This window comes from Pseudoalteromonas sp. SG41-5 (assembly GCF_014164495.1).
GTDB lineage: Bacteria > Pseudomonadota > Gammaproteobacteria > Enterobacterales > Alteromonadaceae > Pseudoalteromonas > Pseudoalteromonas rhizosphaerae.
Genome location: NZ_JACJFH010000064.1, coordinates 20,152 through 28,489, shown reverse-complemented (window position 1 = coordinate 28,489; position 8,338 = coordinate 20,152). Strand labels below are relative to the sequence as shown.

Sequence of the window (8,338 nt, the reverse complement as noted above, 5' to 3'; positions counted from 1 at the left end):
GTAAGCAATCAAGGGGAGATTCGTCAAACACAAACATAGCATTAGCAACAAAAAAGCTACGAACCTCTGGGCGGTCATAGTTGGAAATATAAGTATTCCAATCTGGATGGCAACCTTGACGGACATCGGCATGTTCAAATATATGCGTGGCGTAAAATCGATGCAAGCCATGTGGATCACTTGGGAAGTGTCCTGGAACCCAATCAATGAGTAAACCAATGTTAGCTCGCTGGCATTGCCCTACAAAATAACGAAAATCATCCAAACCGCCAAACCGACTCGTTGGTGCAAATAAGCCAACTGGCTGATACCCCCAAGAACCATCAAATGGAAATTCACTGATCGGCATAAGTTGGATATGCGTAAAGCCTTGCTCAGTGACATAATTAATTAACCGCTGTGCTAATTCTTGATAAGTTAAATAACGATCTCCCTCTTCTCGCTGCCAAGAACCTAAATGCACTTCATAGATAGAGATAGGTGCATCAATCGCGTTGCGTTTAACACGCTGACGTTGCATTTTATCAGTTAGTTCAATTGCTGTGGGCCGAGTTTGAAGTACTGAAGCAGTGCCTGGTGCTTGCTGCATTTTAAATGCAAATGGATCAGCCTTTTCGAGCACTTCGCCACTGAGAGTTGTTATAGAGAACTTATAACACTGACCTTCACTGAGCTCTGGAATAAATAAATCCCAGACTCCAGACGCAGGGTTAAAACGCATAAAGTGTTGGCTTTGCTGCCAGTGATTAAATTCGCCAATAACTGAAACACTGCTAGCATTAGGTGCCCAAACACTAAAACGCACACCTGCAACACCTTTAAAATCAATAAAGTGGGCACCAAGATGGCGATATGCATGCTCTAATGTGCCTTCATTAAATAAGTACATAGCACTATCATCTAGGCTGCTATCAAAACTATACACATCTTCACAAATAACCTGACAATCGCTGTAATCTACCACTAGCTGATAAGCTGAAATATCTTGATTACTAAGCTGTGCTATAAATAAATCTGAATCACCATAGCGTATGCTAACAATCATTTGCTGAGGCAGTTTAATCGTTAATTTTGTTGCCCCGGGCATATAACAGCGTATTTCACTGTGCGTGTCAGTAATTGCATGTACGCCTAAAAAACTAAACGGATCTTTAAAACAGCCGCGCTTTAAAGCATTAACTTGTTGATCATAGTGCTGTGACTTTGCGGTTTTACGAACAATACTGTTCATTTAATTAGTCCTTATGGAATTAATAGCACTGAGAAATGCACTGTGACGAGTTAATATTTGTTCACTTGAATGCGTTAATACCCGACGCCAATTAGGGTATTCTTGATCCGTTCCAGGAATGTTTACAGGTAATGTTTGCTCATCTAAATCATCGAGCTGAATAGTAAATAACCGCGCTGGTGCAGCGGCCAAGCCTAAGGTCAGCGCCTGATAAACATCACTTGCTGTACTGTCCACAAACAAGGAGTGCTCTGCACATCCTGACAGAAAACGCAGTAGTCGTTGTTTTTCAATTTCTCGGTCTGCATGCAGTTGAGTTAACTGTTGTTCATCAATTAATTGATATTTTAATTTCAAAGTAAGATCAAGCCCCTGCCACCAACCAAAGAAAGGCGGTACATCATGGTTTGCAACCATTAACAATGATTGTGGCGCAAATGACTGAGCCGCTAAAAATTCACCTTGATAATCTTTTTCAAAATAGAATAAGCTATTTGAAAATATTGCTTTATCTGCAAGTGCAGCTTTCACCTCTGGTGGAACAACCCCAAGATCTTCACCAATGACAATACATTGATTCAAATGGGATTCTATTGTCAGTACCGCTAATAAATGCTCAAATGGATAATACACATAGCAACCATCTTGTTGCTGTTGATGCTCAAAACACCACCATAAACGGCGGATAGCCATAACATGGTCAATACGTAAGCCACCAACGTTTTCCATATTGGCACGGATCAATGCTCGGTAGTAGCTAAAATTATTATCGCTGAGCTTAATCGGATTCAATGCTGGCAATCCCCAGTTCTGGCCATGCTCTGCCCATGGATCAGGCGGTGCACCTACATAAGCAGAATCGGTAAACAACGATTGTTGATTGAGAAACTCGCTGCCATCACCGGCGCAACCCACCGCTAAATCATTGATCAAACCAATACTCATTCCCTGCTCTCGGGCGGTAGTTTGGCATAATTTTAATTGCACATATGCTAGCCATTGCAAGTAGTAAGCAAAGTCGCTGTCAGTAACTTTTAAGGTCGCAAGTGTCGAACCATGCTGTTGACAAAAATCGCTGAAGTGTTGTTTGCGGTGCTCACTCCCATGCATACAAAAATGCTGGTATAGCAAGTTAAAGGCTGCGTATTTGAATTCACTCACTGCACTGTAATTAATATACTGCGACTGTAGAGTCCGCTTTTTAAAGTCACTCGCATAGCTGCTTTGTAAATACGCAGTGATATCGGGGTTATTAATGCTGTCATCGCATAAATCAATTGATATATAGAGTGGGTTTAATAACGCGCGATTATTTGGACTGTAGGGACTTGCTCGCTCTGGTTGCTCAGAAAATAATAAATGCAGTGGATTGAGTAAAATATAATCCAGTTTATGACTTGCTGCTTGCTCGGTCAGCGATAATAAATCGGCAAAATCGCCTATCCCTAGTGCTGCATTATTTTTTAAACTATAAAGTTGAATTGAAAGCCCGCTTTGCTTTTTATCTGTCACTTGGAAACTATATTTAGGTGTCACCCACAGTTGAGTTGTCGCCGTTAAACCTGCAACGCTAATATGCGCATCATGATAACCAATTGGCAATAATGGAAGCGGAAAAATAAGCTCTAAATAAGTGACGTCGTTAAATAAATAATCGCCACTGCATTGCAAATCAGCTAATTGGTGAGTAATGCTGGGCAAATCAAGCTGTGCAAATGATACGGTACATTGTTGCCCTAGCATACGCCTATCAATACGCACTTTAACGGCTGGTTGTTCAGCACATACCAAACTACACTCTGGTACTAGTTGCAGCCACTTATTGGCATCTAAGCTGATATTTAAATGCGCTATTTGAGCGTGATCTGTAACATCAACACCACAACAACTGAGTGCCGCACTGCGGGTTGCATCGCTAAAAACCACGTGTTCACCGGTATATTTGGTGTATTCATAGCCAATACCATGTAGATAAAAAAGCTGTGAAAGAGACTCCATTTACCGCGCCTTAAATACGTTGTGTATTGACTATACTATTTTCTGTACCAAAGCTGTTTGCTATGTATCCATCAGCATGGTGATCATTATCCCAAATAGTACCATTAACTAAATATCGAAAATGAAACTGTTGATCGTTCGGTAAGCGCTGTTTTAACTTAAAACATTGCTCTTTTTTATTAAACTTCATAGTAACAGGTTGCCAATCAGTAAATTCACCAACTAACTGAACTTGCTCAGCCTGAGGATGCTGAAATTCAAATGTAACTTCAGCTTCATTTTTAGTTTTAAAAAATCGTTTACTTAACATAGTGGGCTCCAAACTAAACCTTAAGGTCAATTAATCCTTGCCACAGAAGTGCGTTCAACTACTCAACATACGCAGGGCTGTAAAATGTATTTTTATTAGGGCGTGTAATTTTTCAAGCTTGAAATTTGTTCAACTTTCAGACTGCGCTTGGTCGTTATGCTACGTTATCGCACAATCTATGTAGATAAAACACTACTATGTGCTCTGATTTGCCTAACAATCAAACATACTGCAGTAAAAGTAACCTCGAAAAATAAACACACCCTAGTTAAACAAAGTTATATTTATGCTTTATGACAGTGCAATTAAAAAAATATCGCACCAAATATGTGCAAATAAAACACAAAACACTCACCTCATTATCACCAATTAAATGAGAGCAAGAACTAAACCAAGTTTAATCACGGTCTGAATTATGACCTTTAAAGTAGTTAACAAATAACCGCTGGTAAAGTGAATTTATTTAATGATTAAATTGAGTAAAAGTTCGGCAAACATCGATAAAATAACACTTAACAGGAAAAGGGTTGCTTTTACAAGACTATTGTAAAAGAAATGTTTTGTCAGTGACTCTGACAAACTATATACTGATAAAATTATGTAATACCTAATAAAAAACTCATATAATTGGGATAAAATGGTTTAATGGAATGACTAAATTTTTTCGCTTACTCAGTATTGCCTTTATTGCTATGTTTATTTTTTGCTACGGCATGAATATTTTATTGACCAAGCAAGTCAATACCATTAACCCGCAACAATCTAGTATTGCCACTCGCGCTTTTGATACTGCTACCACCCAACTAACGATGCCCTCTTGGTATAATCCTATATTAAATGGCCATTATATTGTTCGCAAAGATGGTACGGATTATTTACTTATTAAAGCAACAGACACACAATTTATTACTGCCCAAGTGTCATCAATGCTCAATGCCACTATTTTGTCACCCATAAACTTTATTCTATTGATTTTAATAGGTTTATTTTTAACGTGGTATTTTGGTAAGCAATTAAACATTAAACGCGAAAAACAATTAATAGAACAACTTAATACACAAACAAAAAAAGTAATCGAGTCATTTAACATTCAACTTCCTGAGCTTGAGCATGCAACAGAAGTTACCCGCTTAAGCCAAGCAATTAATGCCTTAACCAGCCATGTAGCCAATTATGCTCGTGAAACTCAAACCAGTATTTGCCAAGATAAATTGACCTTGTTAATTGACCGTCACGCTTATATTGAGCACTTAGACCGTCAACTCAGTGGTGCTGAACTCACAAACATTCACTGTGCCTTGTTATTTATTGATTTAGATGGTTTTAAGCAAGTAAATGACTCTTTTGGTCACAGTTTTGGTGATGAAGTATTGATTCAAGTAGCCGAACGCCTCGCCAGCGTATTACGCCATCACAAGCTTAATGATATCAATCCCACCAGTCTGCTAGAGCAAAATCTAGCACGTTTAGGGGGCGATGAATTCTCTATTTTTATTAATAACATTGATTCCAGTTCTAAAAGTTTGGATGTTGCACAGCATGTATTAAACGAAATAGAGCGAGACTTTGTACTAGGCAATAAACTAATTAAGATCAGTGCCAGTGTCGGTATTGCGGTTTATCCTGAGAGTGCATCAACTCCCCATGCTTTGTTGCAAATGGCGGATGTGGCTATGTATCGTGCTAAAACCGATGGACGTGGTATTTTTAAAGTCTATTCGCCAGAAATGGGCAATAAAATGCGTCGCTACCACTACTTACTCGAAGAGCTGCGTTTAGCGATTGCGTGTCATAATTTTCATTTATCATTTCAGCCTATTGTGCATGTTGAAGATTGCGCCATCGATTACTTCGAAGCATTAGTGCGCTGGGATCATCCTGTTGAAGGGGCTATTTCTCCAGTAGAGTTTATTCCGATTGCCGAAGAATCAAACCTTATATTAGAGCTTGGTGATTGGATAATGCTAGAGTCATGTCGACAAATGGCAGCTTGGCATAATGCTGGTATGCGCAAAGTTAAAATCTCAGTTAATGTCTCAGGCATTCAACTCAAACATCGCCCTATTCACGAATGGGTAATGAAAAAACTCGCAAAAACGGGTCTCCCGCCTACTTCTTTGATGTTAGAGATCACCGAATCAACATTGATCACCGCAAGTCACACTATTATTAATGAATTAGAAAAATTACGAAAAGAAGGCGTCACTATCGCAATTGATGACTTTGGTACCGGTTTTAGTTCTTTAAGCACCTTAGCTGATCTACCTATTGATGTGATCAAAATTGATAGATTATTCATAGCCCAAGCTAATGAAAACCCGAAGTATAATGAAATATTAAATTCAATCAGTGAGTTAGGCTCGAAGCTCGGCCTTAAAATCGTTGCTGAAGGGGTGGAAGAAATCGCCCAGTTTGAATTAGTGAAGCGTATGGGTATTAGCTGCGTGCAAGGGTATTTGGTCAGTCGTCCGCAGTCATCTGTGAATGTTGGCAGCAAAGTACTACAAGGAAATGTTAATCATATAGCGGCGACAGGCACTGGCGTATGGAGCCTCGAAACTTAACGATTATTCATTTATAGTCTTATTGGCATGGAAATTCACCTTAAAATAGATAATAATACTCAATAACTTAGTATCAGATTCTACTTCCTCCATGCTTAAAAAAAGTATTTATTCATTAATCTCAATCATCATTTTGGTGAGTATTGTACTTACCAGCATTTCAATTTATACCTTATACAGCAAAAAGAAACTCAGTGTTGATCCTAAACTCAAAGAAATATCGGGGATCGAATTTGATAAATTCAAGCGCTTGTGGGCAATAAATGACAGCGGTGATGATCCAAAACTTTATCGCCTCAACGAAGATGGCTCTATCGCCAAAGAGGTCCTTGTTACTAATGCGAAAAACATTGATTGGGAAGATATGACTCAGAATGACTTTGGGCACTTCTTTTTAGGTGACTTTGGTAATAATAAACAAGAACGTAAGTGGCTCACTATTTATAAAATAGAAAATCCCATCGACATCAAAACTGATACCACCGAAGCTGAAATTATCAAGTTTACTTATCCAGAACTTGACGGTAGCCCTATCACACCAGATAAGCGAAACTTTGATCTAGAAGCATTTGTTGCCTTTGGCCGTCACTTATATTTGTTTACTAAAAACCGTACTGAGCCGTTTGATGGCATTACTAATGTTTATAAAGTTGGCGATCATGCAGCTAATTTTGATGCGCAGTTAATAGATTCATTTAAAACCTGTACAACAATGGAAAAGCTTTGCTGGATAACCTCTGCAGCACTGAGCCCCGATCGTACAAAGTTAGTATTATTAGATTCAACAAGCATTTGGTTATTTGAAAACTTTACTGGTGATAAGTTTTTCTCAGGGGACGTATCACGAATAGATTTGGGGATTGTGACTCAAAAAGAAGCGATTACTTTCTATGATGAAAATACCATTGTATTTACCGATGAAGAATTTAAAGGAATTGGCGGTAACGCTTATGTCATTAAACTTGATGAAGTAACAAAAACTATCATTAAGAAAATACCAAAGGCGTCAGATTAAAATAAATCTATATCCGTGCTTTTATCATTTGAGTCAATCAAGTTGTTCTCCATTAACTGTTCATAAAAACACAGCCTATTGCGACCATTTTCCTTTGCGTAATAAAGTGCCTTGTCCGCATTTTCTAACACATTAATAGGAAAGTCGTAAGGGCTGATGCGACACATGCCAATACTAACGGTCATATTTTCAACAAATGGAAAATGAGTTTCTCTGATCATCTCCATAAACTCATTCATTTTCTTTTCAATCGACTCAAAATTGGTGGGTTCAAACACGATCACAAATTCCTCTCCACCAAAGCGAAAAATCAAATCGGTTGAGCGTAGAAAGTGGCGCATTTTTTGTGCAAGCAGCAATAAAACTTCATCACCACAAACATGACCAAAGCTGTCGTTTATTTTTTTAAAGTGATCAATATCAAGCATTGCCAGCCAAGATGTTGAGCTGAGCCTACGCTTGCGATTGTTATCCATTTTTGCTGTTTTATGCTGTTTTATTACTTGCTTTTCAATTAGCTGCTTTATTTTTTTATCAAATGTTTGTCTATTTAACAGACCTGTGAGTTGATCCCGTTCATTTTCATGCAAGATAAATAAATAATTTTCATAGATACGGCAAAAGGCATTAAGCAACACTTGATCCGCACTTTTTAAATCTTTACATACAACCGCAATAGCGCCTATCGGCTTATCTTGCAAAGAAATTGGTAACCAACGCTTCTCAATGCCATCCGCTGATTGTACAGTAATAATGCATGCTGAGCGCAAACATGACAACAGTTCTGGCTCTGGTGAATCGACTACTTTACGTTGTGCCCATTCAAACTGATTACCATTAATTACTTTTAACGATATGCTGCGCTCAATCGTTAAATCAGTGTGTACGTCTAAATCCTTATAAACTACAATTTCTGTACAACCAACAAATTCTTGGATCGTCGAGATCAAGCTATATTCTAATGAATCTACATCACGGTTTTTAGTTATTTTAATAACAGAATTTAATAAGTTTTCTTCCATAGGGATCCTATATTCAAATAACTGAAGATTCTTAATTATGATTAATTACCCGAACATAAGTTCTAGAAAATATAAACCAAATAAAAACGCCAATAAAATTAGGGAGCATAATTACATTAACGAGTAAAAAACCCAGCGCTAGTAGTAAGTGTAGTGCGTAAATACTGTTTTGTTTAGTCGTAAAGATAGGAAATAATT

6 protein-coding genes are annotated in these 8,338 nt (G+C 38.0%); 2 read left to right on the top strand and 4 right to left on the bottom strand.

Going from position 1 to position 8,338, the window contains the following annotated elements:
• The 3 genes from H5232_RS15715 to H5232_RS15705 all read right to left on the bottom strand — a co-directional run.
• Window positions 1-1,231: GlgB N-terminal domain-containing protein (locus tag H5232_RS15715; RefSeq protein WP_259400140.1), on the bottom strand; the 1,231-nt coding region annotated here is incomplete at its 3' end.
• Window positions 1,232-3,229, bottom strand: coding sequence for a 4-alpha-glucanotransferase (malQ, locus tag H5232_RS15710; RefSeq protein WP_182784493.1), 1,998 nt, complete (start codon window positions 3,227-3,229; stop codon window positions 1,232-1,234).
• Between the two features lie 10 nt (window positions 3,230-3,239).
• Entirely contained in the window at window positions 3,240-3,539 is a 300-nt protein-coding gene (locus H5232_RS15705; protein WP_182718642.1) for an isoamylase early set domain-containing protein, read from the bottom strand.
• Window positions 3,540-4,189: 650 nt separating this feature from the next.
• On the opposite strand from H5232_RS15705, the gene H5232_RS15700 reads away from it, so the two are divergent.
• Together H5232_RS15700 and H5232_RS15695 are read left to right on the top strand one after the other, a co-directional pair.
• Window positions 4,190-6,103 (top strand): bifunctional diguanylate cyclase/phosphodiesterase, encoded by a 1,914-nt coding sequence (locus H5232_RS15700; protein WP_182718641.1) that lies wholly within the window; start codon window positions 4,190-4,192, stop codon window positions 6,101-6,103.
• A 91-nt stretch (window positions 6,104-6,194) separates the two neighbouring features.
• Complete coding sequence (locus H5232_RS15695) at window positions 6,195-7,118, top strand: hypothetical protein (protein WP_182718640.1); 924 nt, start codon at window positions 6,195-6,197, stop codon at window positions 7,116-7,118.
• Here the strand turns inward: H5232_RS15695 and H5232_RS15690 are convergent.
• Entirely contained in the window at window positions 7,115-8,140 is a 1,026-nt protein-coding gene (locus H5232_RS15690) for a GGDEF domain-containing protein (protein WP_182740066.1), read from the bottom strand. The two genes, H5232_RS15695 and H5232_RS15690, sit on opposite strands and share 4 nt — an antisense overlap.
• Window positions 8,141-8,338 lie beyond the last annotated feature (198 nt).